Raw genomic sequence first — 23,437 nt, 5'->3', positions numbered from 1 at the left:
CACCCGTCTTCAACTTGTTTTCGTGATGATTGTTTACACATGGATTGTTTCCTTGTAAACAAATTTTGAGATCGATCTAAGGTCGGTCAATATCGTTACTTGCGTGCTCTGGAGGAGAGTCATGACGGAGAGACGTATTCAGGAGGTCAAGCTGTGGTCGCCAAGGCTTGATTGGGAACAGCGTCCCGACGGTACCATCATGGTATGGCGGCAGGATGCGCTCGGGCCCTATCCCCGTTGCATCAACGAGCGTTTCGTCCACTGGGCCGAGACCGCGCCGGATCGGGTCTGGATGGCCGCGCGCAATGACGCCGGCGGCTGGCGCAAGGTCACCTACAGCCAGGCGCTGGACATGATCCGTCGCATCGGCCAGGCGCTTCTCGATCTCGGCCTATCGGTCGAGCGGCCGCTGATGATCCTCTCGGAAAATTCGATCGAACATGCCATTATGGCGCTTGGCGCGCAGCATGTCGGCATTCCCTCCGCGGCCGTCACGCCGGCCTATGCCACGGCCGATCCCGGTTTCGGAAAGCTCAAGGACATAGCGCGGCAGATGACGCCCGGCGCCGTCTTCGCGGACGATAGAGCAACCTTCGGCAAGGCCATCGACGCCGCCTTCAGCGCGGAACTGCCCGTCATTGCGGTTCGCAATCCCTTGCCCACGCGGCAGTCGGCGATTTCGTTCAACGCGCTGTTGAAGACCGAAGTGGGGCCGGATGTCGACCGCGCTTTTCTCGCCGTCACCCCGGACACGGTGGCGAAATTCCTCTTTACGTCGGGCACGACCGGTGCGCCCAAGGCGGTGACGCAGACCCAGCGGATGCTGTGCTCGAACCAGGAAATGGTCGCCGACTGCTACGCATTTTTCCGCGACGAGCCGCCCGTCATCGTCGATTGGGCGCCCTGGAACCACACGGCCAGCGGCAACAAGGTGTTCAACCTCGTCGTCTATAACGGCGGTACATTCTATCTAGATCGCGGCAAGCCGACACCTGCGCTGATCGGCGAGACGATCGCCAATTTGAGAGAGATCTCGCCGACCTGGTATTTCAACGTGCCGGCGGGATATGAAATGCTGGTGGATGCCATGCGCCGCGACGAGGTATTGCGGAACAGCTTTTTCCGCAATCTCAAGATCCTGATGTATGCCGGCGCGAGCATGGCCCAGCACACCTGGGATGCGCTGCTCGAACTATCCGAACAGGTGACGGGCGGGCAGGTATTGATCTCAAGCGGCCTCGGATCGACCGAAACCGGACCCTTCTCGCTGTTCTGCACGGAGCCGCAGGAAAGGCCGGGCAATATCGGCATTCCCGCGCAGGGGATCGCGCTCAAGCTCGTGCCGATCGACGACAAGTACGAGCTCAGGCTGAACGGTCCGAACATCACGCCCGGCTACTGGCGCGACCCCAAGCTGACCGCCGAGGCGTTCGATGAGGAAGGCTTCTACATGATTGGCGACGCGGTGCGGCTGGCTGTCCCCGGCGATCCGTCGCGAGGTTTCTACTTCGAAGGCCGGACAGCGGAGAACTTCAAACTCCAGACCGGAACCTGGGTCTCGGTCGGCAAGCTCAGGGCGGAACTGGTCGATCAGTTCGGCGGGCTTATCCGCGACGCGGTGATCACCGGCGAGGACCGGGCCGAGCTTGGCGCGCTCGCGATACCGGTACCAAAGACGCTGCGCGAAGCCATCGGCGGCGCGGACGGACTTTCGGACGAGGATGTGCTCTCGCATCCTGATGTCAAGGCGCTCCTGGCCGCACGGCTCGCCCGGCATCAGCGCAGCGCGAGTGGCTCGTCGACCCGGGTGATGCGCCTCATGCTGCTGCGCGAAGCGCCGCGCCTCGACAAGGGTGAGATTACCGACAAGGGCTCGCTCAACCAGCGGGCTGTGCGGGCCAACCGTTCAGACCTTATCGACGCGCTCTATGCCGGCGCGCCCGATGTCATCCTGGCAAGCAAGGAAATCGCGGCATGAAGATCGCAGGATCGAGCACCATTGTGACGGGAGCGGGTTCCGGCCTCGGGGCTGCGACAGCGCGCCTGCTGGCCGGGCTCGGCGCGAAGGTGCATGTCTTCGACCGGGATGGCGCAGCGGCGGACATCGTCGCGGCCGAGATCGGCGGCGTTGCGATCGCCGGTGATGTCACCTCCGAAGAGGATGCGGCGAGGGCCGTTGATGAAGCCGCGAAGGCCGAGGGCGGCTTGAGGATCCTCGTCAATTGCGCAGGGATCGGCACGGCAGGGCGCGTTCTCTCGAAGAACGGGCCGATGCCGCTCGCCGATTTCGAACGCGTCATCCGGGTCAACCTGATCGGCACGTTCAACATGATGCGGCTCGCGGCGGCGCGCATGGCCGAGGCACCGGAGCGCGAGGACAAGGCGCGAGGCGCCATCGTCAACACGGCGTCGGTCGCGGCCTTCGAGGGGCAGATCGGACAGGCGGCCTACGCAGCCTCCAAGGGCGGCATCGTGTCCCTGGCCTTGCCGGCGGCACGGGAACTCGCGCGCTTCGGGATCCGCGTCAACACGATCGCCCCCGGCATCTTCCTCACCCCGCTGCTTCATTCGCTGCCGCAGGAGGCGCAGGACAGCCTCGCTGCCGCCATTCCCTATCCTTCGAGGCTCGGCGATCCCTCGGAATTCGCCGACGCGGTTCGGTTCGCGATCGAAAACCAGTATGTGAATGGTGAGGTCATCCGCCTCGACGGTGCCATCCGCATGCAGCCGCGATAGGAGGCTATGGTCATTTAGCCCGGCTTCCCGCTTGATCTGAAAGGTGCCGCGCGGTTTGACACCCGTCCTACATCGCATCCTCATTCAAAGGCCAAGCCTGTCCCTCATGCCGTACCACCAGGCGCCGAGCATCGTCAGCGGCACCCTGAACGTCTTTCCGCCTGGGAAGGGCAGGCTCGGCAGGGACGCCCAGATATCGAAGCGCTCGGCATGGCCGGTGACCATCTCGCCCAGGATCTTGCCCAGCAGATGCGTCGTCGTCACGCCGTGCCCGCTGTCGCCATGCGAGAAGAACACCGTGTCGGAGATACGCCCGACATGCGGGATGCGGGTGAGCGTCAGGGCAAAATTGCCGCTCCAGGCGAAGTCGATCTTTGCTTTTGCCAATTCAGGAAATGTCCTGAGCATGTTCGGCTGAATGATTGCGGTAAGGTCTTTCGGGTCCTGGCCGCCATAGCCGATGCCGCCGCCATAGAGCAGGCGATTGTCAGCGGTCCGGCGGTAGTAGTCGAGCACGTAATTGGCATCCTCGACGCAGTAGTCGGCAGGCAGCAGGCTTTCGATCAGTTCTGGCTCGAGAGGCTCGGTGACCATGACCTGGCTGGAGACAGGCATCATCCGGTCCGTTATCTTCGGAAGCAGCTTGCCAAGATAGGCATTGCCACAGACCAGGACATATTTCGCCCGCACTGTACCCTTCGGCGTGGCAACGATTGGTTCCTTTCCGGTCTCGATCTTCTCGACCCTTGAATTCTCGAAAATCACGGCACCCTGCGATTCCGCCGCGGCGGCCTCCCCGAGCACGAGATTGAGCGGATGGATATGGCCGCCGCGTTTGTCGATCATGCCGCCGACATAGCGGTCAGTCTTCACATAGCTGGCCACGCCCTCCTGCGAGACGATTTCGAGATGCTCATGCCCATGCTTCTCCCATTTTGCCTTGACGGCTTCCAGGTCGCGGATCTGTTTCTGGGTGAACGCCGCGAAAAAGCCGCCATGCCGGAGATCGCAATCGATGGCGTATTTCTCGATCCTCCCGCGGATGATCTCGCCGCCTTCGAGCGACATTGCCCCGAGTGCGCGCGCCTTTTCCGGTCCGTAGCGCCGTTCGAGCGTTTCGAGATCGCGGCTGTAGCCGTTGACGATCTGGCCGCCATTGCGGCCGGAGGCGCCAAAGCCGATGCGCTCGGCTTCGAGGACGACGACCTTGTAGCCTCGTTCCGAGAGTTCGAGCGCCGCCGAAATGCCGGTGAAGCCAGCCCCAATGATACAGACATCAGCCGCGACCTCTCCCTGCAGGGCTGGGCGGACCGATTTTTGATTGGCTGTCGCCGCATACCAGGACGCGGCGTGGCCTGGATTGGAAGCGAATTGCGCATGAATGGTCATGATCATACCGTCCTGATATAGGCGTCGTACTCGACGTCGGTGACGCGCAGCGAGAATTCCGACAGTTCCTGTTGCTTGCAACTGGCGTAAAGCGACCGAAAAGCCGGCCCGAACGCGCTGTAAGCGAAGCCTGACTTGGCAAAGCGCTGCAGGGAATAATCCCAGTTGGTCGGCAGCGGCTCGTGATCGAGCGCATGGTCGTCGCCGGTGATCTCGCCGCCGGGTTTCACCTTCATGTTCATGCCCATCAGCGCCGCGTCCAGGATGAGAGCCAGGACGAGATAGGGGTTGGTGTCGGCGCCGGCGACGCGATGCTCGATCCGGGTTGCGGGCTTGCTTGATGTGATCACGCGCACTGCGGCGGAGCGATTGTCATAGCCCCAGGACGCGTAGGTCGGCGCATGCTCGCTCGGCCGCAAACGGCGGTAGGAATTCGCATGCGGCGCGAATACCGCCATGCTGTCGCCCATATTCTGCAAAAGCCCGCCGACCGAATGGAGCAGCGTCTCCGCGGGCCGATCGCCGCCGACAAAAATGTTGCGTCCCTTTTCGTCCAGGATCGAGAAATGCACATGCATGCCGCTGCCGGCTTGGGTGCCATAGGGTTTGGCCATGAAGGTAGCGTCGAGATCGTGCTTGCGCGCGACGCCCTTGACGATGCGCTTCAGCAGCACGGCATAGTCTGCGGCCCGCAAGGCATCCGGCACGTGGTTGAGGTTGATCTCGTACTGGCCGGGGCCATTCTCGCGCAACGTCGTATCCGCAGGCACGGCCTGCGCGCGGCAGGTCGTGGAAATCTCGTGAAATACGTCTTCGAAATCCTGCAGTTCGGCGATCGAAAGCACCTGCGTCTGGCCGGTATGCCAACGGCCTTCGCGGGTATTGGGCGGACGCACCGGATCAAGTGCCGACCGCACCGGGTCGATGAAATAGAATTCGAGCTCGGTTGCGACGACCGGCGTGAGGCCCCGTTTCCTGTAGCGTTCGAGAACTGCCGCCAGAACCTGGCGCGGGTCGCCGTAAAAACCGGTCCCATCCGCATTGCGCATGGAGAGCAGCACTTGCGCCGTCGGCCTTTTCAGCCAGCTGATGCGCGCAAGCGATCCCGGAACCGGAAAGCACATTCCATCCGGGTCACCCGTGCCTTCGGCCAGACCCGCGCCATGGACGTCCCGGCCCCAGACATCGAGGGCGTAGACTGAGCGCGGGATCGCCATGCCCTTGGTCAATACCTCGACTGCGCGTTCGCGGGGGATCCATTTACCGCGCGGCACGCCGTTGACGTCGATCACGAAGGCCTCGAGCACTTCGATATCGGGGTTGTTGCGAAAGAATTCTATCGCTTCGTGTTCATCAATCATGATCCACCAGCTTGGTAACTGATGCGGCCGTCGCAGACGGTCATAACAGGGCGAAGCATTTCGATCTGATCAAAAGGCACCGCTTCGATGTCGCCGCTCAGCACGACCACGTCAGCGAGATAACCAGACTTCAGCACGCCCTTCCGATCTTCCATGAATTCGACCCAGGCACTGGTCCGCGTATAGGCAACGAGCGTCTCCATGAGCGAGAGGCGCAGGTCCGGCAGACCCTCCTTCCAGGTCTCGCGGGTCATCGCACACTGGATGCAATACATCGGATCGAGCGGCGAGACCGGCCAGTCTGTCGCGAAGGCGATCTTCACGCCCAGATCGGCGAGAGTCCGCCATGCGAAGGCGTGCGGCCAGCGCTGTTCGCCGATGCGGCTCAGATAGGGTTCGAGCGGCAGGCCGGCGGAACCGGGCGGATGGGTCGGCTGCATCGACGCCACGACGCCGAGTTCCGCGAAACGCTGAAAATCACTCGGAAGCGCTGTCTCGATATGTTCCACCCGATGGCGGCTGTCGCGCTGGCCGTTGGCTTCCGATGCGGCCTGATAACCATTCAGGACCATGTGCACCGCGCCGTCGCCGATGGCATGGACGGCGATTTGCAAACCGAGGCTGTCGGCGGTGGTGACGATTTCATTGAAGTGCTCGGCGGAGAATAACGGCTCGCCCCGCCAGCCCGGCTCGTCGGCATAATCGTCGGCAAAAAATGCCGTTCCCGACTCTGTGACCCCGTCCACAAACATCTTGACGAAATCCGACCTGAGCCGATCGCCATTGAAACGGTCGCGCCAGGACGTCGCCTTTTCCCTCAACTCGGTGAGCGGCATGAAATTCTTCATATGGAACGGAACGCGTATTCTTGCCGGCAGGCCGCCATCGCGCTCGATCTCTTCCAGCATTTCGAGTTGATAGAGATTGCCGTCCATATTCTGGATCGAGGTGATACCGAGCGAGGCGCAGTAGTCGAGCCCCTTGCGGATGACGTCGATATCGGTCTGGCGTTCCTCCGGCGTGACGGAATCCGGGTCTCTCCCCGTCGCCACCCCGAGCCCTTCACGTCCACCCGTCTGGCTGAGGCGCGCGACCGGGCCGATGGCGTCGGCCTCCTTCAGTTCGCCATTGGCAAGGCCGTCTTCTCCCATGACGATCTCGTTGCCGACGCCGACATCGCGGCCTGCCAGGATGCCGGCAGCTTTCAGCGCCGCCGTGTTCGCCCAGGCCGTATGGTGATCGGGCGCATACATGAGAAATGGTCGATCCGGGAGGATGCGATCGAGATGGTGGCGCGTCACCGGTTCGTTCCGGCCGAGGATCGAGTAATCCGCCTGTTGGGCAACCAGCAGCGCCAGGTCCGGCTTGCTCGCCGCATAGTCCCGCACCGTGCGCGCAAAAGCCTCGAAGCCCTGTATGCCGAACAGCGAAAGTTCGGTCAGCCCGACTGATCCGCCGAAAATGTGCATATGGGCTTCGTTGAACCCCGGAAGAACGGTTGCGCCGCATGCGTCGACCTGGCGTGTCGATGCGCCTGCGAATTTCAGGATGTCGTCATTGCTGCCGACTGCAAGAATCCGGTTGTGCCGGATGGCAATCGCCTCGGCTCTCGGCTGGGCATCGTCCATGCTGAGGATTTTTGCATTGTGAATGATGAGATCGGCGGGTTCTTGCGTCATGTCGTCTTCCAGATTTTGTCGCGATCGGCCTCAGCCCGCCGGCGCGGTGCCGGCGGGTGGGCGTTTCGGGGGATGGAGCGAGTTACTTGCGGAGGTTCGTCCAGATCTTGTTGTACATCGTGACGACCTCGGACGGGCACGGCGCCACATATTCCGGCGTGGCACCCTCCGGGCGCTTGATCTCGGGCGCGCCGCTGAAGTCCTCGGTGAGATACTTTTCCGATCCGACGATGCCATTGTTGTACTTGGCGAAATCGGAAATCAGCGCGGCATTCTCCGGATCCATGATGAAGTTCTGGAAAAGCTTCGCATTTTCGATATTGGCGGCACCCTTGAGGACGACGACATTATCCATGAAGCCCTCGATCCCTTCCTTCGGATAGGCAAAGACCAGAGTTTCACGCTGCGCACGCGCGCGAAACGCCGCGCCATTCCAGATCATCGCCGCATCGACGTCCTTGGCGGCAAGCAACTGGAGCGAGTCGTAGGAAAAGGTGCGCCAGGAGGGTTTGGCCTTGTTCAGGAGTTCGTTGACGGCCTTCAACTGAGCCTTGTCCGCGGTGCAGCGGGGAAACCCCAGATAGCGTTCCGCGGCATGCATGGTCGCCGTCATGTCGTCGAGCATGTTGATACGGCCCTTCAGTTCGGCCGGAGGATCGAAGAGGATGGCGTACGAATTGACGTCACCCTTGTAGACGGCGGTGTCGACGACGAAGGAAGTCACGCCAAGCTGCCAGGGCACGGAATAATGCCGGCCCCTGTCGAAATAGATGTCGACGATATCAGGGTTCATGTTCTTGTAGTTCGCCATTGAGGCCGGCTCGGTCTTTTCCAGCATGCCTGCCTCGATCATGATCGCGACGGCATAATCGCTGGGCACGACGATATCGAAGCCGGAGCCGCCGGCGCGGATCTTGGACATCATCGTTTCGTTGGAATCGTAGAAGTCCAGGGTGACCTTGACGTCGTGGGTCTTTTCGAATTTTTCGATCAGTTTCGGGTTGGTGTATTCGCCCCAATTGTAGATATGCAGCTCTCCGGCGGCCAGGGCCGAGGAGGTGGACAAGGCAAATGCCGCAATGGCAAGCAAGGAGGATTTCAGCATGTCACAAGTTCCCTTTTGTGCTGGAGGAGGTGCGCGGGCTTCACTGGCTCCTGCGCTTTGATATGGCGAAGGACAGGATGATGAAGATGAACGAGATCATGAGCAGCAGCGTGCACATGGCATTGATCTCGGGTGTCAGTGCCCGCCGGATGCGGGTGAAGATGTAGAGCGGAAGGGTGGTTTCTCCCGGTCCGGCGATCAGCTGCGTGATCGTGAAATCGTCGAACGAGACGATGAAAGCCAGTGCCGCGCCGGAGGAGATGCCCGGGACGAGCAGCGGCAGTGTCACATGGCGGAATGTCTGCCAGCGCGTGGCGTAGAGATCAGCCGCCGCATTTTCGAGCGTCTCGTCCATGCCTTCGAGACGCGCCTTGATCGGCAGGTAGGCAAAGGGGATGCAGAAGGTCACATGGGCGATCAGCAGTTTGCCGAGGCCGAGATTGAAGTCGATCAGCGCGGCGACCGCGGCAAAGAAGGCGAGGAGAGAAATACCCGTGACGATTTCCGGAATAACCAGCGGCGTGGTGAGGGTCACTAAAGCGGCGGTCTGGCCTCGCCATGGCTTTCCGCGTGTCGTGCCGAGCGCCGCGGCGGTGGCCAGGACCGTGGATATCACCATGGCGGCGAACGCCAGGCCGATGGAGAGAATGGCCGCGTCGTAAAACTCCCGATTTTGCAGGGCGGAGGCGTACCAGTCGATGGTGAAACCTTTCCAGGCTGCACCGATATTGCTCGCGGCATTGAAGGAATAGGTGGCGATGATCATCAGCGGCAGATAGAGCACCGCGATGCAGATGGCTGCGATGACGGCGAAGCCCGGCTGTTTCTTGACGTCGGCGGTGCCCTTGATGAATGCCTTAGCCATGACTGACCCCCATAGCCTTGCGCGCCTGGATATAGAGCGCCAGCATCACGAAACCCATCAGCACGGTGGCAAAGGCTGAACCTAACGGCCAGTTCCGCGAAGAGCCGAACTGAAGCGCGATCAGGTCGCCGATCATCATATGCCGGCCACCGCCGAGCAGGAGCGGCGTCACGTAGGCGCCGAAGGTCGGGATGAATACCAGGACGCAGCCGGTGATGATGCCGGGCATGGCAAGCGGGATGATGATCCGCCACAAGATCTGGAAGCGGGAGGCATAGAGATCGAAGCCGGCTTCGGCCAGCCTGAAGTCGATCTTCTCGAGCGCCGCATAAATCGGCAGGATCATGAAGGGCAGGAAGCTGTAGATCAGGCCCAGCACGATCGCGAAATCGGTGAAGATCATGCCGACCGGCTTGTCGGCGAGGCCCAGTGACAGCAGGACCATGTTGACCAGACCTTCATCACGGATGATGAACATGATGGCGATCGTCCTGACGAGCAGGTTCGACCAGAAGGGAATTGTGATCAGCAGCACCCATCTATTGCGCGTATGGGGCGGTCGCGTTGCCATGAAATAGGCGGTCGGAAATCCGATCAGCAGGCAGAGCACGGTCGTGGCCACGCCGAAGGCGACCGTCCGGGCAAAAATGATCAGGTAATCCGGCGAGAAGGAGAGGGTATCGTCGAAGATGTCCTGTTGGAACAGGAGCGAAACATAGGCGTCGAACGAGAATTTCGGAATGACGCCGCCATATTCGGACGGTTGCATGAGCGAGTAGCTCAGCACGGTGATGAGCGGCACGACGCCGAAGAGCAAAATGCAAAGCAGGGCGGGCACGGTGAGCCATCGTTTATGGCTGATCTGAGCTTCCGCGATATCGACATCGGTTGCCATGGATCAATCCCTCAACACTTGTGAGGCACCTGCCGGCAGGACAAGGCCGATTGAGGCATTGGTTTGCGGCACGCCACCGCCGTCTCTCCGGTTCTGCTGGCGGATGATGACGGGCGTTCCATCTGCAAGGCTGGCATGGATGTGGGTGTCGGTGCCGAAGTAGACGACGGTGGTGACTGTCGCCGGAATAGAGCCTGCCGCTCCAGGTTCGGCGATGTCGATATGCTCGGGACGGACGGCGATGGTGACAGTGCCTTGGCGTGGTGCCGCTTCCGAAAGCCCGGCCGATACCCGCACGCCGTTTTTGAGCAGCACGGTTCCCGTCGTGCCGTCAGCGGCCTCGAGGTGGCCCTGGAGAAAGTTGGTTTCGCCGATAAAGTCCGCAACGAACCTGTCGGCCGGATGCTCATATATGTCCCGGGAGCAACCGACCTGCAGGACCTTGCCGGCACTCATGACCGCGATGCGGTCGGACATCGTCAACGCTTCTTCCTGATCGTGGGTGACGAAGACGAAGGTGATGCCGGTTTCGGCCTGCAGGCGCTTGAGTTCGATCTGCATCGATTGCCGCAGCTTGAGATCGAGCGCCGAGAGTGGTTCGTCCAGCAGCAGGATCTGCGGCTTGGGTGCCAGCGCGCGAGCGAGCGCCACGCGCTGCTGCTGGCCGCCCGAAAGCCTAGTCACAAGGCTGCCTGCTCGCCCTTCCAGCCGGACGAGGCGCAGCATCTCATCGACCGTCACCTTGATTTCGGATCTGGACTTACCCAGCATCTTCAGTCCGAAACCGATATTCTCGGCAACCGTCATATGCGGAAAAAGCGCATAGCTCTGAAAGACGGTGTTGATCGGCCGCTGATTGGGCGGGAGGCGCGAAATGTCCTTTGCGCCAAGTAGGATGTTGCCGGTGGTGGGGGTCTCAAATCCGGCCATCAGCCTGAGGAGAGTCGTCTTGCCGCAGCCCGACGGGCCGAGCAGCGTGAAGAATTCATTGGGCTGGATTTGCAGGGTGACACCATCGACGGCCCGGAATGTGTCGAAATCCTTGACGATGCCGAGCATGTCGACGGCACTGTCGGACGTGGCGCGCGATTGTAATTCAGTCATCTGTTTCCCAGCTCGGTTCAAATTGCTGCGCGAAATCAGCACGCCACCGGGATTTCCCTGCGGGAAGGCCGTCGGCTTGATCTCGAAGGTGCCGGGTCACCGGGCGCACGGCTACGCGCGCTGCAACGAACGTCGTCGCGCGGTGGGCGCCTGTGACCAGACCTGAAATGCATGAGCAGATCGCAAAGCGCCAGGCTGGCTTGTAGCCATCAGCGCTCCACTGCTGCCGTTCTTCTCAGGCGCGGAACCTCATCATCTGCTTGATTTCCATCGTTCCCATTCTTGTTTTTATGTTTGTCTGTGCGCACACTGTACGAAATAAAATATTTGTGTCAATAAAATATTTTATTGCATAAAAGAAAGGCATGAGATGGCGAAGAAGCCGGTCGGAGAGAGTGCGCCGGGGTTGCGTTCCAGGCAGAAGAGCCAGCGTTGGAACGCTATCCTGACCACCGCCAAACGATTGTTCGAACAGAACGGCATCGAGAACACGACGATGGCGATGATCGCTGTGGAGGTTGGCGTCTCGACCCCGACGGTGTTTAACTATTTCGGCACCAGGGACGAACTGTTGCTCGCCATCATTCTCGACGGACACGTTCGGGCCGTTGAGAGCAACAGGCGCATTCCGCTGCGAAGCGGCAAGGGGTTGTCCGCGGATCTCGCCGATCTGCTCACGCGCTTCACGCAATATTCGATGCAGATCTTCAATAAGCCCGTTTGGCGCTATGCCGACTCCGCGGCCATCCGCCAGCCGAAATCGGAATTCGTCCAGCGTTACGCGCAAATCGACGCGGTGTTGAGGGAGGAAATCGAAAGCGTGCTGAGGAATCAGCCGAGCGTGACGCGCAGGGGAGGCGCCTTCGATACCGCGGCTCTCGCGGCTATCCTCTATAATCATTGGAACGCGCATTACATCGCCTTCATCAAGGACGACGACATGAGTCTCGACAGTCATCTCGGGGCGCTTCTGCCCCAGTTGAGGGAGCTGCTGAGCTTGATCTTTGCAGACGAGTAGTTTTCCGGGTCAGCAGATCGAATCCCATCAAGACCTTATGGAGTCTATCCCATCACATCTACATACGCGAAACCGGGCGGCCGCCCTTCCGTTTGAAGTTAGCATCGAGGTGAAATGAAAGTTGACGATACTCACTTTGTTGTCTCAAGTGGATATTGCAACCCTGAAGGGCTCTAGCCGAGCTCCAACGTTGTCACTCCGAAGACGCCGCGCATATCGATCCTGGGAAATTCCCCGCGATACATGCGAGCCGTCTCGAAGCCCTTCTCGAAGGCGATGTCTGCAAGATAGGCAATGAAACCGCCGACGCCTTCCGGCACGTCGATGGAGACGATCTCGCCATTCGATTCCGCACAAAGCGCTATGAAGATTAGGCTGGCGTCGGCTTCCGTCTCGCTGAACAACGGCCCAATCTTGTAGCCCTCATGGCATTTGCGGAGGACTCCATAGCCGACGAGTTTGCCATCTCGGATCACGCCCCGGGCGATGCGACGTTCGTCAAGCCATCGTGTGAGAAAGGCCTTACGGGCGCCGGGATAGTATCGGCGGTCGAAATCCTCAACGAGCGAAAGCGTCGCGGCATCGATCGGCCCGGTGTTGGGATTGATGCTGTTAGGCTTGAATCGGCCGGAATAACGCCAGGTGCGATAGACGGGCATAAAGCCCATGCTCCGATAATTATCCTGCTGCGCCGGAACGCCGTCGAGTCCTATGGTGCGGTCGCCGAGATGAGCAATGCCAGCGTCCCACACACGCTTGCCCAGCCGTTGCCCGCGAAAATCCGGATGGCAGATATAGAGACCAATGAAACCGAAATCCGGTCCAGAGGTGACTGCGGATATGCCGGCGGCCATTCTTCCGTTGACGAAGCAGCCGAGAAAACCAGCGGGGTCGGCGGCGTGGAAAGGTTCGGCGTCATCAAGACCTGGATTCCAGCCTTCCGCCTTGGCCCACAGCAGCAGTTCGGCCACTTCAACGAGGGAAAGCTGTCTGATCTCTGGATTCATCGGCTAAGCAGGCTATCCGGTGCGAAGGATTCGAGCATGCCATGGTAAGGCTTTGATACCGGCCTTGCATAGGCCCCGCGCTTGGCGGTCGTGAGACCGAGCGCCACCAGCATCTCAGCCTGTTTCACGGCTGCCGCGACACCGTCGATGACGGGAACGCCGAATTCGGCGCGAAGCGCGTCCACCAGATCGGCCATTCCGGCACAGCCGAGCACGATTGCCTCGGCGCGATCCTCCGCCAAGGCCATGGCGATTTCCTCCCGCAGCCGAATCTTGGCGTTGGACGTTGGATCTTCGAGCGACAGGACAGGGATATCCGCGGCACGCACGTTGCATCGGGCAGCCATTCCATAGCGATGGACCAGGTGTTCGAGCGGCTGGCGCGACCTTTCCATCGTCGTCACGATCGTGAAGCGCTGGGCGATAAAGGCAGCAGCCGAAACGCCGGCTTCGCATATGCCTATCACCGGGATCTCGGCGAGCGCGCGGGCGGCGTCGAGCCCGGTATCGTCGAAACAGGCGATGATCGCCGCGTCGGCGCCCTCTCGCTCGCCCTTTGCGAGTTCGATCAGCAGGCCGGGAACGGCGAAGACCTCGTCATAATAGCCCTCGATCGATACTGGGCCCATCGAGGATGTCACCGCCCGGATTTCGGTGCCTATATTCTTCACCCGGTTGGCGGCATCCGCGATCGTCTCCGTCATGCTCCGGGTCGTGTTGGGATTGACGACCAGTATACGCGTCATGCCGGCACTCATCCCCTTGCCCGCGCCCGATTGAGATAGACGATCAGGCCGAGCGTTCCCGCGATCACAAGAAATGAAAACACCGTAGTCACCGTCCCAAGCGCATAGAGAACAGGCGTCGTGACGTTCGTCGTCATGCCGTAGATCTCGAGCGGCAGCGTGTTGTAGGTGCCCGAGGTCATCAGCGTGCGGGCGAATTCATCATAGGAGAGCGTGAACCCGAACAGGCCGACACCGATCAGGCTTGGCAATATCATTGGCAAAACGACATGGGCGAAGGTCTGCCATGAGGTGGCGCCGAGGTCGCGCGCAGCTTCTTCATAGGCCGGCGAAAAGCGATTGAAGACGGCAAACATGATCAGCACGCCGAAGGGCAGCGTCCAGGTCAGATGCGCCCCGAAAGCGGAGGTGAACCAGGACGGCTGGAAGCCCAACTGGCTGAACAGCACGCCGATACCGAGTGAAACGATGATCGACGGCACGACCAGGCTCGCCACCGCCAGATAGAACAAGGCCGACGCGCCGATGAATTTGCGCCGGAATGCCAGCCCCGCAAGCAGTGAAACGACAACGGTTACGATCATCACCATGATGCCCAGCATCAGCGAACGCCGGAACGAGCCGCCGAAATCACCGACCGCCTGCTTCTCGAAGAGGTTGGTGAACCAGTGGGTCGACATGCCGTTCAGCGGGAAGGTCAGACCGCCGTTTGGTCCCTGGAACGAGAGGATCAGGATCGCCGACAGCGGCCCATAGAGGAAGAGCACGAAGAGGACAAAGAATATGGCGAGGGTCCAGAATTCCTTGCCGCGGCTTTCGGACGTCATGGCTTAGAGTTCCTTGCGAATATCGACGATGCGCAGAATGCCCGCCACCATCAGGAGGACGAGGATCAGCAGCACCACGGCGTTCGCCGCGGCGGCTGGATATTGCAGCAGCGACATCTGGTTTTTCATCATCAGCGCCACCGAGGCGCTCTGTCCGCCTGACATCACCTGCACGGTCGAGAAGTCGGCCATGACGAGCGTGACGACAAAGATCGTCCCGATCGCCATGCCGGGCTTGGCTAGTGGGATGATGACATTAGTCAGGACCTGCCAGCTGGTGGCGCCTGCGTCGCGCGCGGCCTCGATCAGCGATTTGTCGATCCGCATCAACGTGTTGAAGATCGGCGTGACCATGAACAGCGTATAGAGATGGACCATGGCGAGAACCACGGCGAAATCGGAATAGAGCAGCCATTCGATCGGCTGCGGCACGATACCGGCATTGACCAGCGCCGAATTGACCAGGCCGTTGCGGCCGAGCACCGGAATCCATGAGATCATCCGGATGATGTTCGAGGTCATGAAGGGCACGGTGCAGACGAGGAACAGCACCATCTGCATGGCCGTCGTGCGGATGTGAAAAGCAAGGAAATAGGCGACCCAGAAGCCGATGAGAAGCGTGAGCGCCCAGACGATGGCCGCGAATTTCAGGGTGTTGAGATAGGTCTTCCAGGTGACCCAGGAGCCGAGCGTGTCGGTGTAGTTCGTCGTCAGGAAGTCGGGATACATCTGGGCGAAGTCGTAATCCCAGAAGCTGACAGTGGCGATCAGGGCGACCGGGAGCAGCAGGAAGGCGCCGAGGATCAGCAGCAGCGGCAGCGCCTGCAGATAGGATGCATATTCGGCGAGCCCGCTGCCGGGCTTCTTCTTCCGCTCGCGAACGGTGGCGACGGATGTCGTCTCTGTGACGGCTGCCATGGGTTGTCTCCTTGCCTCGTTGCAGGGAGCGCAAGATGTGCTCCCTCTTCTCCCCAGCGGGGAGAAGGTGGCCCGAAGGGCCGGATGAGGGGGTGGCGAAGCCCCCTCATCGCCTCGCATGCGCTCGGCACTTCTCCCCGAGGGGAGAAGAGGTAGCTCGTCAAGCCGCGATGAACTCGTTCCAGCGGCGGACCATGTAGCGGTCTTCGTCCATGACGGAGTTCCAGCACGCAACACGGCCCATGCGTTCCTCGAACGAGCCGCCGTCGCGGACGGCGCCCGCCTTTTCCATGACCTTACCGTCGGGAGCGACGATGTCGGCTGTAGCTGCCTTGCCTTCGATCCAGTAACCCCATTCGTCGGCGGTCATGAACTTCTTGGCGGTGTCCATGGCGGCCGAGTAATAGCCCTGGCGGTTGAGATAGCCGCCGACCCAGCCCGACGTGTACCAGTTGATATATTCATAGGCCGCATCGAGCTGAGCGCCCGAGAGGTGCGAGGCGAGGCCGAGACCGCCGCCCCATGAGCGGTAGCCTTCCTTGAGCGGCTGGTATTTGCAGGCGATGCCCTTGGAGCGGACGGCGGCAACGGCCGGCGACCACATGGACTGGATGACCACTTCGCCCGATGCCATCAGGTTGACGCTCTCGTCGAAGCTCTTCCAGAAGGCGCGGAACTGGCCATCCTGCTTGGCCTTGATCAGGAAGTCGATCGTCGTGTCGATTTCCGCCTGCGTCATGTTGCCCTTGTCGGCATATTTGATGACGCCCATCGCTTCGCAGATCATCGCGGCGTCCATGATGCCGATCGAGGGAATGTTGAGGATCGAAGTCTTGCCCTTGAAGGCCGGGTCCATGATGTCGGCCCAGGTGGTGATCTCGCGGCCCACGAGATCGGGGCGGATGCCGAGCGTGTCGGCATTATAGATGGTCGGGACCATCGTGAACCACTGGGTCTCTTCCTTGGCGAAGGTCTTGTCGCCGGGCTTCTCGACATAGCCGACGGTGTGCGGCGCCGTGCCCTGGGCGATGACACTGTCGGGCTTGAGCTTTCCGTTCTTGAACAGCGGAACGATCGCATCGTAATAGGTGAGTTTCTTGGTATCCATCGGCTGGATGACGCCGGCCGGGAACACCTTCTTGAGGATCCAGTATTCGATGTCCGCGACATCATAGGAATTCGGTTGGGTTACGGCGCGCTGGGCGGCGGCGTCGGAATCGGTCGCCGTCATCTCGAGCGTGATGCCGAGGTCGGCCTTGCACTTCTCGGCAATGGCGTTGAGGTTCGACACGCCGGTGCCGAACTGGCGGATCGTGATCGGGTTCTGCGCCCAGATCGTGGGGAAGCCGGTGATGATACCGGTGCCGGCTGCGGCACCAACGGCTGCGGCGCCGGTCTTCAGAAGCGCGCGGCGGGAAATGCCCTTCTTGGCATCACTGCCGGTGTCGAGTGTCTTGGTCATTGCTGTTCTCCTTTGTGGTTTTTTGGCGTGGTATTCTTGGTTGTTCAGCTATCGAGGCGGCCGAGCACGATCGCGTCGCTTGGCTCCCAATTGAGTGGCAGCGCCTGGCCGATGATGATCGGCTGGGCGAAGAAATCGATGTCATCGAGGATCACGGTGAAATCCTCGATGCCGGCGCCCGTCACCAGAAGCTTCACCGTCGATCCGCGATACTCGATGTTTGAGACGATGCCGGTGAAGCCGAGGCCGGATTGGGATGGCTCGCCGATCTTCACGTGGTCGGTGCGGATGGCGATATCGACCGGCGAGCCGATCTCCGCCTGCCGGCCCGTCGCCATGAAATTGGCGCCGCCGAGCACGTCGAATCGGATACCGTCGGGCGTCACTTCGCTCACTTTGCCGGAGATCACATTGTGATCGCCCATGAAGCGGGCGACGAAAGCGGTGGCCGGCTGCTCGAAAACCGTCCGAGGATCGGCGGCCTGTTCGATCTTGCCGTCGTTCATGATGACGATCAGGTCAGCGAGCGCCATGGCCTCCTCCTGGCTGTGCGTCACGTGCACGAAGGAAATGCCGAGCGAGGTCTGCAGCTTTTTCAGTTCCGCGCGCATCTTGATCTTGAGAAAGGGGTCGAGCGCCGAGAGCGGCTCATCGAGCAGCAATGCCTCGGGGTCGGTGATCAGGGCTCGGGCAAGGGCGACGCGCTGTTGCTGGCCGCCGGAGAGCTGGCCCGGACGGCGCGTCGCATAAGGCTCGAGCTGCATGAGCTTGAGCATATCCATCGCCTTGGCGCGGCGCTCCGCCTTCTCGACGCCCTTCATCTTCAGGCTGAAGGCGACATTGTCGACAAGGTCGAGATGCGGGAAGAGCGCATAGGACTGGAACATCATGGCCGTGCCGCGCCTCGCCGGCGGCAGGTCGGTGACGACCTTGTTGCCGAGCCGGACGTCGCCGGTCGAGATCGTCTCGTGGCCAGCGATCATCCGGAGCGTCGATGTCTTGCCACAGCCAGAGGGTCCGAGCAGGCAGCAATAAGTGCCGGCGGGGATCTTGAGGCTGATCGAATGGACGGCAGTGGTCTGCCCATAGATCTTCGATACGGAGACAATGTCGATCTCGGCGGCTTTCGTCATGCGGCGCTCCCTCTTGCCCGCATCTATCATGCATTCACCGTGCCAGTTTCGCGGCGGTGCAGCAAAGAACTTGAATCAAAAGGGGAATCTGGGAGACAGCACCAAGACACTCCTAGGCGCGTGTTCCTGTATGAGCAAAAGAAGAGCAATTGTCGGCGATCAATAGCGCAAATCGTATGCAATTATTTTTCGGATTATCGGCATTCCCATGGAGCAATCCATTCGCTAGATTTATTGAATCAGGGATTGCCAGATGAATATCGCCGAAAAAGACATTTCTGCAGAGCAGGGCCAGGAAGACCGCGCCCAGTCCATCCGCGATGCACTCCGCGACGCGATTGTTGATCGCCGGTTGACGCCTGGCGCTAAGCTCTCGGAAGCTGAGGTTGGATCCTTGTTCGATGTCAGCCGCACGGTTGTTCGCTCTGTGCTGCAGACACTCGCTTACGAGGGGCTTGTCAAAATCGAACGCAATCGGGGTGCTTTTGTGTCCAATCCTACACCGGAGGACGCACGTCAGATTTTCGATAGCCGGAGGCTCATTGAGCCTGGCATTGTTCGCTCGGCCGCCGCCCGACTTACACCGATCGATATTGCCGCTCTGCGCCTCCACCTGCAGCAGGAGGCGCAATTCATGAACAGGCGCGGTCCGGCAGCCCGTCGGGGAGAGATCAAGGCGTCAGGAGACTTTCATCTGATGCTGGCAGCTCACGCAGGCAACGCCATCCTCGAAAAGTTCATGGACGAACTGGTGGCCCGCTCATCCCTGGTGATTGCCCTTTACGGCCGCTCCGGCGTATCGAGCTGCGGCCACAATGAGCACGGCGCAGTCCTCGACGCGCTTGAGGCCGGCAACGCCGACCACGCCTGCCACTTGATGCTGCATCATATTGACCACATCGAGGCTGACCTGGATCTTCGAGTGCAGGAGGGGTTGACCCTCAAGGACGCGCTGGCGCTGTGATGCTTTCGAGACGGGAATGAACTTTCGTTCGATTCTGGACGGAGCGGCACTTTGCGCCAGGCGCGAAGTCGTTCGCGCCTGGATCAAAGGGCATCGATTGCATCGCGCTCGGTCTCTGCAACGCGCTAGCTCGTTCCTGTTGAATTCTTGCCTGATACTCTGGCGATCAAATTAATGTGATAATGCTGGTGAACGCCTCTCATATAGGCGATAGTTGGGAAACCAGGTTCGATGGAGAGAATTTTGACCGGCGTAGAGAGTCTCAAGGAGCAAACGGCTGGCATTCGTTCGCGGATTCTCGACGTATTGGCGCAATTGCCGTGGGACGGTGTCAACTTCAAACACGAGATACCCGGGCTTTCGCTCTATCGCGTCGTCGAGCCCGCCGGACCCTTTTTCACGATGTATGAACCCAGTCTCTCGGTGATCATCAGCGGGAGCAAGCGCGTGCGTGTCGGGGACGAAACGCTCGTCTACGATGCATCGCACTTCTTCCTCACGACCATCGGCCTGCCGATGACCGGCCAGATCTGCGAAGCGAGCAAGGTGGAGCCTTATGTGGCTGCCCAGTTGCGCCTGGATCTCGAGGCGCTGCGGCGTCTGATAGCCAACCACGATCTGCATCCGACGGATACATCCGACCGCGACCGCGGCGTCGTCGTGGGTAGGGTTACGCCGGAACTATACGACGCTTTCGGGCGATTGATTTCGCTGGCAAATTCCCCTGGCGACATTCCCTTCATGGCGAACCATATCCAGAACGAAATCTACTACCGGCTCCTTACAGGCGAACAGGGTGCACGGCTCCGTCGCTTTGCGCTTGCCGGAACGAACAGCAACCGCGTGGCAAAGGCCGTTGCCTGGCTGAAGGAGAACTACGCCATGCCGCTTCGTATCGAGGCATTGGCGGAGATGGCAAACATGGGCGTTTCCACACTGCATCATCATTTCCACGCCATGACGGCCATGAGCCCGCTGCAATTCCAGAAGCATCTGCGGCTGCACCATGCGCGGGAACTGATGCTGACCGGCTCGCTCGATGCGGCAACCGCAGCGCTCAGGGTCGGCTATGAGAGCCCGACGCAGTTCAGCCGCGAGTATCGCCGCATGTTCGGTCATCCTCCCCTGCGCGACGTTAGGGCCATTCTCAATTCCGGAGATTCATCCAGCCGCAACTCCGTTGGCTAGCGCACTCACCGAGTCTGCTGACCGGGTATCCGTCCGTCCGAAAACTCAATCCTGCAAAATGACAGAAAATCATCCGTGCGACAGGATCGGGCAATAATCCGACAGGATCGACTCTATCAGGGTTCAACATCGTCTTATAAGCTTGTCCGGCAGATGACGATCGTCAGGGAAGCGCGGACCGGCATGGCCGGGGCCGACGTTCCGTGATGGCGCGTCATAACGCGAGGAGAACATCATGGTGACTTTGACGATCAACGGCAGCGAACATACGGTCGAGGCCGAGGCGGATATGCCGCTTCTCTGGGCGATCCGCGATCTCGTCGGATTGACGGGAACGAAATTCGGTTGCGGCATGGCCCAGTGCGGCGCCTGCACGGTCCTTCTGGATGGCGTTGCAGTGCGTTCCTGCCAGACGTTTGTCGGTGACGTAGGCAGTGCGAAAGTGATGACCATCGAGGGGCTCTCGGGCAAGGTTGCAGAGACCGTGCAGACGGTCTGGGCCGATCTCGATGTGCCGCAATGCGGCTACTGTCAGTCAGGCCAGATCATATCGGCAACCGATCTGCTGACGAACAATCCCAAGCCCACCGACGACGATATCGACACCGCAATGACAGGCAATCTCTGTCGTTGCGCCACCTATCACCGAATCCGTGCCGGGATTCATGAAGCTGCCAAGCGTTTGGAGGCCTGAGCGATGATCCCGAAACTGATGCAATCCCTGGTGCTCCCCGTGGCGAAGACCGAGGCGTCCCGCCGGCAGTTCATGCTTGGCGCGCTCGCGGCCGGCGGCGGTGTCGCCATCGGCTACCACCTCCCGGCTTCGTCTCCCGCAGCCGCAAGCGAAACCGCGGCGGACGCGAACAAGGCGTCGGCCTTCACGCCCTATCTGACGATCAACGGGGACGGCAAGGTCATGGTCCTTTCGTCCCAGTTCGAAATGGGGCAGGGCTCGTATAACGGCCTTGCGACGCTTGTCGCGGAAGAACTCGACGCCGACTGGTTAGCCATCGATGTCCGGGGTATCGCCGGCAATGTGAAGGCCTATGGCAACGTCGCCTTCGGCGGCGCCATCCAGGGAACCGGCGGGTCCACCTCGATGGTCACCTCCTGGGAACGCTACCGAAAGGCGGGCGCCGCAGCGCGTGCCATGCTGGTGGCCGCCGCAGCATCCGAATGGGGCGTCCAGCCGGCGGAGATCACCGTCGAAAACGGCGTGCTGGCACATCCGTCCGGCAAGAGCGGCGGCTTTGGTACGTTTGTTGCCAAGGCGGCAGTGATGCCGGTGCCGACCGATGTGAAGCTCAAGCAACCGGCCGACTGGAAGCTGATCGGCAATGCCAAGCTGAAGCGGTTCGACAGTGCCCGCAAGACCAACGGAACCGAGCAGTACACGATCGACGTCAAGCTGCCCGGCATGCTCACGGCCGTGATGATCCACCCGCCGATGTTCGGCGCCAAGGTCAAGTCCTTCGATGCCGCCGCGGCACGTGCCGTCAAGGGCGTGGTCGACGTGGTCGAGACCCCGCGCGGCGTTGCGGTCGTGGCCGAACACATGTGGGCTGCGATCAAGGGTCGCGAAGCCGTGACGGTCGTCTGGGACGAAACAGCGGCCGAAAAACGCGGCACGCCCGAGCTGATGGCGATGTACAAGGATCTGGCGGGCAAGGCGCCCAAAGCAGTCGCCCGCAAGGACGGCGACGCCGAAGCAGGCTTTGCGGCAGCGGCCAAGGTCATCGAGGCGACCTTCGAGTTCCCCTATCTGGCGCATTCGGCGATGGAGCCGCTCAATGCCGTTGCACGCAGGAACGAGGACGGCACGCTCGAGATCTGGGGCGGACATCAGTTCCCCGATGTCTACCAGATGCTGGCCAGCCAGATCGTAGGCATCACACCAGACAAGGTGCAACTGCATGTCCTGAAAACGGGCGGCAGCTTCGGCCGTCGCGCCGTGTTCGACGGCGACGTGGTGGTCGAGTCGGTCTATGTCGCCAAGGCCATCGGCTTCCGGGCGCCGGTGAAGGTGCAGTGGACCCGCGAAGACGACATGCGCGCGGGCCGATATCGTCCCTCCTATGTGCATACGCTCAAGGCCGGGATCGACGGTGACGGAAAGCTCGTTGCCTGGAGCGATCACATTGTCGGCCAATCCATCATGGCGAAAACGATGTTCGAAGGCATGGTCCAGAATGGCGTCGATCCGACTTCGGTCGAAGGGGCCAACAACCTGCCCTATGCCATTCCCAACCAGACGGTCGGACTGACGACAACAGACGTCGGGGTGCCTGTTCTCTGGTGGCGTTCCGTGGGTTCGACGCATACCGCCTTCGCCGCTGAAACCTTTATCGACGAAATTGCGGAAGCGGCAGGGCGTGATCCGATCGAATACCGTCTGTCAATGCTCGATCCGCAATCGCGCCACGCGGTCGTCCTCAAGCTCGCAGCGGAAAAGGCCGACTGGACGAAGCCCTTGCCGAAGGGGCGTTTCCGCGGCGTTTCCGTTGCGGAGAGCTTTGGGTCGGTCGTTGCGCAGATTGCCGAAGTTTCGGCCGGCGAAGGCGGCAGCATCAAGGTGGAGCGTGTCGTCGCGGCCGTCGATTGCGGCCTGGCGGTCAATCCGGACCAGGTGCGCGCGCAGGTCGAGGGTGGCATAGGCTTCGGCCTGGGCGCCATCATGGGCGAGGAGATCACCCTGACGGATGGCAAGGTCGATCAGGGCAACTTCGATATGTATACGCCGCTCCGGATCGATGCGATGCCTGTGGTGGAGGTCCATATCCTTGCCTCCGCCAATCCGCCCTCGGGCATCGGCGAGCCGGGCGTTCCGCCAATCGGACCTGCGGTTGCCAATGCCATCTACAAGGCGCTCGGCAAGCGGATCCGCGTCATGCCCTTCACCAAGACACTGAATGCATGATCTCACATCCCCGGCCCGGCTCGCCCGGCCGGGGATGTCGCTGTCATCCTCGAGCTTCGGAGATGAAAGGGCCACAGACCCGAGCCGGGTCCGCGGTTCCGATCCCATCACCCACTTGAGAAA

20 protein-coding genes are annotated in these 23,437 nt (G+C 60.8%); 7 read left to right on the top strand and 13 right to left on the bottom strand.

Annotation, left to right across the window (positions count from 1 at the left end):
• Nucleotides 1-121 precede the first annotated feature (121 nt).
• Together ACSQ26_RS15235 and ACSQ26_RS15230 are read left to right on the top strand one after the other, a co-directional pair.
• On the top strand, nt 122-1,978 hold the full coding sequence (locus ACSQ26_RS15235) for a feruloyl-CoA synthase (RefSeq protein ID WP_436010190.1): 1,857 nt from the start codon (nt 122-124) through the stop codon (nt 1,976-1,978).
• The gene (locus ACSQ26_RS15230) at nt 1,975-2,736 is read left to right on the top strand and encodes an SDR family NAD(P)-dependent oxidoreductase (RefSeq protein WP_436010188.1); all 762 of its coding nucleotides are present in this window, start codon (nt 1,975-1,977) and stop codon (nt 2,734-2,736) included. The genes ACSQ26_RS15235 and ACSQ26_RS15230 overlap by 4 nt, the downstream gene beginning before the upstream one ends.
• A gap of 84 nt (nt 2,737-2,820) precedes the next feature.
• On the opposite strand, the gene ACSQ26_RS15225 is transcribed toward ACSQ26_RS15230, so the two are convergent.
• The 7 genes from ACSQ26_RS15225 to ACSQ26_RS15195 all read right to left on the bottom strand — a co-directional run bounded on the left by ACSQ26_RS15225 (nt 2,821) and on the right by ACSQ26_RS15195 (nt 11,134).
• On the bottom strand, nt 2,821-4,125 hold the full coding sequence (locus ACSQ26_RS15225; protein WP_436010186.1) for an NAD(P)/FAD-dependent oxidoreductase: 1,305 nt from the start codon (nt 4,123-4,125) through the stop codon (nt 2,821-2,823).
• A 2-nt stretch (nt 4,126-4,127) separates the two neighbouring features.
• The gene (locus ACSQ26_RS15220; protein ID WP_436010184.1) at nt 4,128-5,486 is read right to left on the bottom strand and encodes a glutamine synthetase family protein; all 1,359 of its coding nucleotides are present in this window, start codon (nt 5,484-5,486) and stop codon (nt 4,128-4,130) included.
• Nucleotides 5,483-7,165 (bottom strand): amidohydrolase, encoded by a 1,683-nt coding sequence (locus ACSQ26_RS15215; protein ID WP_436010182.1) that lies wholly within the window; start codon nt 7,163-7,165, stop codon nt 5,483-5,485. Before ACSQ26_RS15215 ends, ACSQ26_RS15220 begins: the two co-directional genes overlap by 4 nt.
• Nucleotides 7,166-7,247: 82 nt before the next feature.
• Nucleotides 7,248-8,270, bottom strand: a complete 1,023-nt coding sequence (locus ACSQ26_RS15210; RefSeq protein ID WP_436010180.1) for an extracellular solute-binding protein — start codon at nt 8,268-8,270, stop codon at nt 7,248-7,250.
• A gap of 40 nt (nt 8,271-8,310) precedes the next feature.
• Nucleotides 8,311-9,135 carry an ABC transporter permease gene (locus ACSQ26_RS15205; RefSeq protein ID WP_436010178.1) on the bottom strand — a complete coding sequence of 275 codons (825 nt, stop codon included), beginning with the start codon at nt 9,133-9,135 and terminating at the stop codon, nt 8,311-8,313.
• On the bottom strand, nt 9,128-10,030 hold the full coding sequence (locus ACSQ26_RS15200; protein WP_436010176.1) for an ABC transporter permease: 903 nt from the start codon (nt 10,028-10,030) through the stop codon (nt 9,128-9,130). The genes ACSQ26_RS15205 and ACSQ26_RS15200 overlap by 8 nt, the downstream gene beginning before the upstream one ends.
• A 3-nt stretch (nt 10,031-10,033) precedes the next feature.
• The gene (locus tag ACSQ26_RS15195; RefSeq protein ID WP_436010174.1) at nt 10,034-11,134 is read right to left on the bottom strand and encodes an ABC transporter ATP-binding protein; all 1,101 of its coding nucleotides are present in this window, start codon (nt 11,132-11,134) and stop codon (nt 10,034-10,036) included.
• A 370-nt stretch (nt 11,135-11,504) separates the two neighbouring features.
• Between ACSQ26_RS15195 and ACSQ26_RS15190 the strand changes: the two genes are divergently transcribed.
• On the top strand, nt 11,505-12,152 hold the full coding sequence (locus tag ACSQ26_RS15190; RefSeq protein WP_436010172.1) for a TetR/AcrR family transcriptional regulator: 648 nt from the start codon (nt 11,505-11,507) through the stop codon (nt 12,150-12,152).
• A gap of 173 nt (nt 12,153-12,325) precedes the next feature.
• Here the strand turns inward: ACSQ26_RS15190 and ACSQ26_RS15185 are convergent, their stop codons facing one another.
• From ACSQ26_RS15185 to ACSQ26_RS15160, 6 genes are all read right to left on the bottom strand, one after another.
• Nucleotides 12,326-13,159 carry a GNAT family N-acetyltransferase gene (locus ACSQ26_RS15185; protein ID WP_436010170.1) on the bottom strand — a complete coding sequence of 278 codons (834 nt, stop codon included), beginning with the start codon at nt 13,157-13,159 and terminating at the stop codon, nt 12,326-12,328.
• Nucleotides 13,156-13,905, bottom strand: coding sequence for an aspartate/glutamate racemase family protein (locus tag ACSQ26_RS15180; RefSeq protein WP_436010168.1), 750 nt, complete (start codon nt 13,903-13,905; stop codon nt 13,156-13,158). Before ACSQ26_RS15180 ends, ACSQ26_RS15185 begins: the two co-directional genes overlap by 4 nt.
• A gap of 8 nt (nt 13,906-13,913) precedes the next feature.
• Complete coding sequence (locus ACSQ26_RS15175; RefSeq protein WP_436010166.1) at nt 13,914-14,732, bottom strand: ABC transporter permease; 819 nt, start codon at nt 14,730-14,732, stop codon at nt 13,914-13,916.
• 3 nt (nt 14,733-14,735) lie between these two features.
• Complete coding sequence (locus tag ACSQ26_RS15170) at nt 14,736-15,650, bottom strand: ABC transporter permease (protein ID WP_436010164.1); 915 nt, start codon at nt 15,648-15,650, stop codon at nt 14,736-14,738.
• Nucleotides 15,651-15,810: 160 nt separating this feature from the next.
• A complete protein-coding gene (locus ACSQ26_RS15165) occupies nt 15,811-17,112 on the bottom strand; it encodes an ABC transporter substrate-binding protein (RefSeq protein WP_436010162.1) in 1,302 nt (433 codons plus the stop codon).
• Between the two features lie 44 nt (nt 17,113-17,156).
• Entirely contained in the window at nt 17,157-18,245 is a 1,089-nt protein-coding gene (locus tag ACSQ26_RS15160; protein WP_436010160.1) for an ABC transporter ATP-binding protein, read from the bottom strand.
• Nucleotides 18,246-18,498: 253 nt separating this feature from the next.
• On the opposite strand from ACSQ26_RS15160, the gene ACSQ26_RS15155 reads away from it, so the two are divergent.
• The 4 genes from ACSQ26_RS15155 to ACSQ26_RS15140 all read left to right on the top strand — a co-directional run bounded on the left by ACSQ26_RS15155 (nt 18,499) and on the right by ACSQ26_RS15140 (nt 23,314).
• Entirely contained in the window at nt 18,499-19,209 is a 711-nt protein-coding gene (locus tag ACSQ26_RS15155) for a GntR family transcriptional regulator (RefSeq protein ID WP_436010159.1), read from the top strand.
• Nucleotides 19,210-19,440: 231 nt separating this feature from the next.
• Nucleotides 19,441-20,397, top strand: coding sequence for an AraC family transcriptional regulator N-terminal domain-containing protein (locus ACSQ26_RS15150; RefSeq protein WP_436010158.1), 957 nt, complete (start codon nt 19,441-19,443; stop codon nt 20,395-20,397).
• A 235-nt stretch (nt 20,398-20,632) separates the two neighbouring features.
• Nucleotides 20,633-21,091, top strand: coding sequence for a (2Fe-2S)-binding protein (locus ACSQ26_RS15145; protein ID WP_436010156.1), 459 nt, complete (start codon nt 20,633-20,635; stop codon nt 21,089-21,091).
• Between the two features lie 3 nt (nt 21,092-21,094).
• A complete protein-coding gene (locus ACSQ26_RS15140) occupies nt 21,095-23,314 on the top strand; it encodes a molybdopterin cofactor-binding domain-containing protein (protein ID WP_436010154.1) in 2,220 nt (739 codons plus the stop codon).
• Nucleotides 23,315-23,437 lie beyond the last annotated feature (123 nt).

Source organism: Rhizobium sp. LjRoot254 (genome assembly GCF_964254105.1).
In the GTDB taxonomy this organism is placed as follows: Bacteria; Pseudomonadota; Alphaproteobacteria; order Rhizobiales; family Rhizobiaceae; genus Rhizobium_E.
The sequence above is the reverse complement of the archived record's forward strand: the minus strand, read 5'-3'. Positions and strand labels throughout refer to the sequence as shown.

Excerpts from the sequence above, each read along its gene's own strand:
- ACSQ26_RS15170 (WP_436010164.1), bottom strand. The coding sequence starts at position 15,650 with ATGGCAGCCGTCACAGAGACGACATCCGTCGCCACCGTTCGCGAGCGG.
- ACSQ26_RS15190 (WP_436010172.1), top strand. The coding sequence starts at position 11,505 with ATGGCGAAGAAGCCGGTCGGAGAGAGTGCGCCGGGGTTGCGTTCCAGG.
- ACSQ26_RS15180 (WP_436010168.1), bottom strand. The coding sequence starts at position 13,905 with ATGACGCGTATACTGGTCGTCAATCCCAACACGACCCGGAGCATGACG.
- ACSQ26_RS15205 (WP_436010178.1), bottom strand. The coding sequence starts at position 9,135 with ATGGCTAAGGCATTCATCAAGGGCACCGCCGACGTCAAGAAACAGCCG.
- ACSQ26_RS15215 (WP_436010182.1), bottom strand. The coding sequence starts at position 7,165 with ATGACGCAAGAACCCGCCGATCTCATCATTCACAATGCAAAAATCCTC.
- ACSQ26_RS15150 (WP_436010158.1), top strand. The coding sequence starts at position 19,441 with ATGGAGAGAATTTTGACCGGCGTAGAGAGTCTCAAGGAGCAAACGGCT.
- ACSQ26_RS15235 (WP_436010190.1), top strand. The coding sequence starts at position 122 with ATGACGGAGAGACGTATTCAGGAGGTCAAGCTGTGGTCGCCAAGGCTT.
- ACSQ26_RS15175 (WP_436010166.1), bottom strand. The coding sequence starts at position 14,732 with ATGACGTCCGAAAGCCGCGGCAAGGAATTCTGGACCCTCGCCATATTC.
- ACSQ26_RS15220 (WP_436010184.1), bottom strand. The coding sequence starts at position 5,486 with ATGATTGATGAACACGAAGCGATAGAATTCTTTCGCAACAACCCCGAT.
- ACSQ26_RS15230 (WP_436010188.1), top strand. The coding sequence starts at position 1,975 with ATGAAGATCGCAGGATCGAGCACCATTGTGACGGGAGCGGGTTCCGGC.
- ACSQ26_RS15140 (WP_436010154.1), top strand. The coding sequence starts at position 21,095 with ATGATCCCGAAACTGATGCAATCCCTGGTGCTCCCCGTGGCGAAGACC.
- ACSQ26_RS15145 (WP_436010156.1), top strand. The coding sequence starts at position 20,633 with ATGGTGACTTTGACGATCAACGGCAGCGAACATACGGTCGAGGCCGAG.
- ACSQ26_RS15155 (WP_436010159.1), top strand. The coding sequence starts at position 18,499 with ATGAATATCGCCGAAAAAGACATTTCTGCAGAGCAGGGCCAGGAAGAC.
- ACSQ26_RS15160 (WP_436010160.1), bottom strand. The coding sequence starts at position 18,245 with ATGACGAAAGCCGCCGAGATCGACATTGTCTCCGTATCGAAGATCTAT.
- ACSQ26_RS15185 (WP_436010170.1), bottom strand. The coding sequence starts at position 13,159 with ATGAATCCAGAGATCAGACAGCTTTCCCTCGTTGAAGTGGCCGAACTG.
- ACSQ26_RS15225 (WP_436010186.1), bottom strand. The coding sequence starts at position 4,125 with ATGACCATTCATGCGCAATTCGCTTCCAATCCAGGCCACGCCGCGTCC.
- ACSQ26_RS15210 (WP_436010180.1), bottom strand. The coding sequence starts at position 8,270 with ATGCTGAAATCCTCCTTGCTTGCCATTGCGGCATTTGCCTTGTCCACC.
- ACSQ26_RS15200 (WP_436010176.1), bottom strand. The coding sequence starts at position 10,030 with ATGGCAACCGATGTCGATATCGCGGAAGCTCAGATCAGCCATAAACGA.
- ACSQ26_RS15165 (WP_436010162.1), bottom strand. The coding sequence starts at position 17,112 with ATGACCAAGACACTCGACACCGGCAGTGATGCCAAGAAGGGCATTTCC.
- ACSQ26_RS15195 (WP_436010174.1), bottom strand. The coding sequence starts at position 11,134 with ATGACTGAATTACAATCGCGCGCCACGTCCGACAGTGCCGTCGACATG.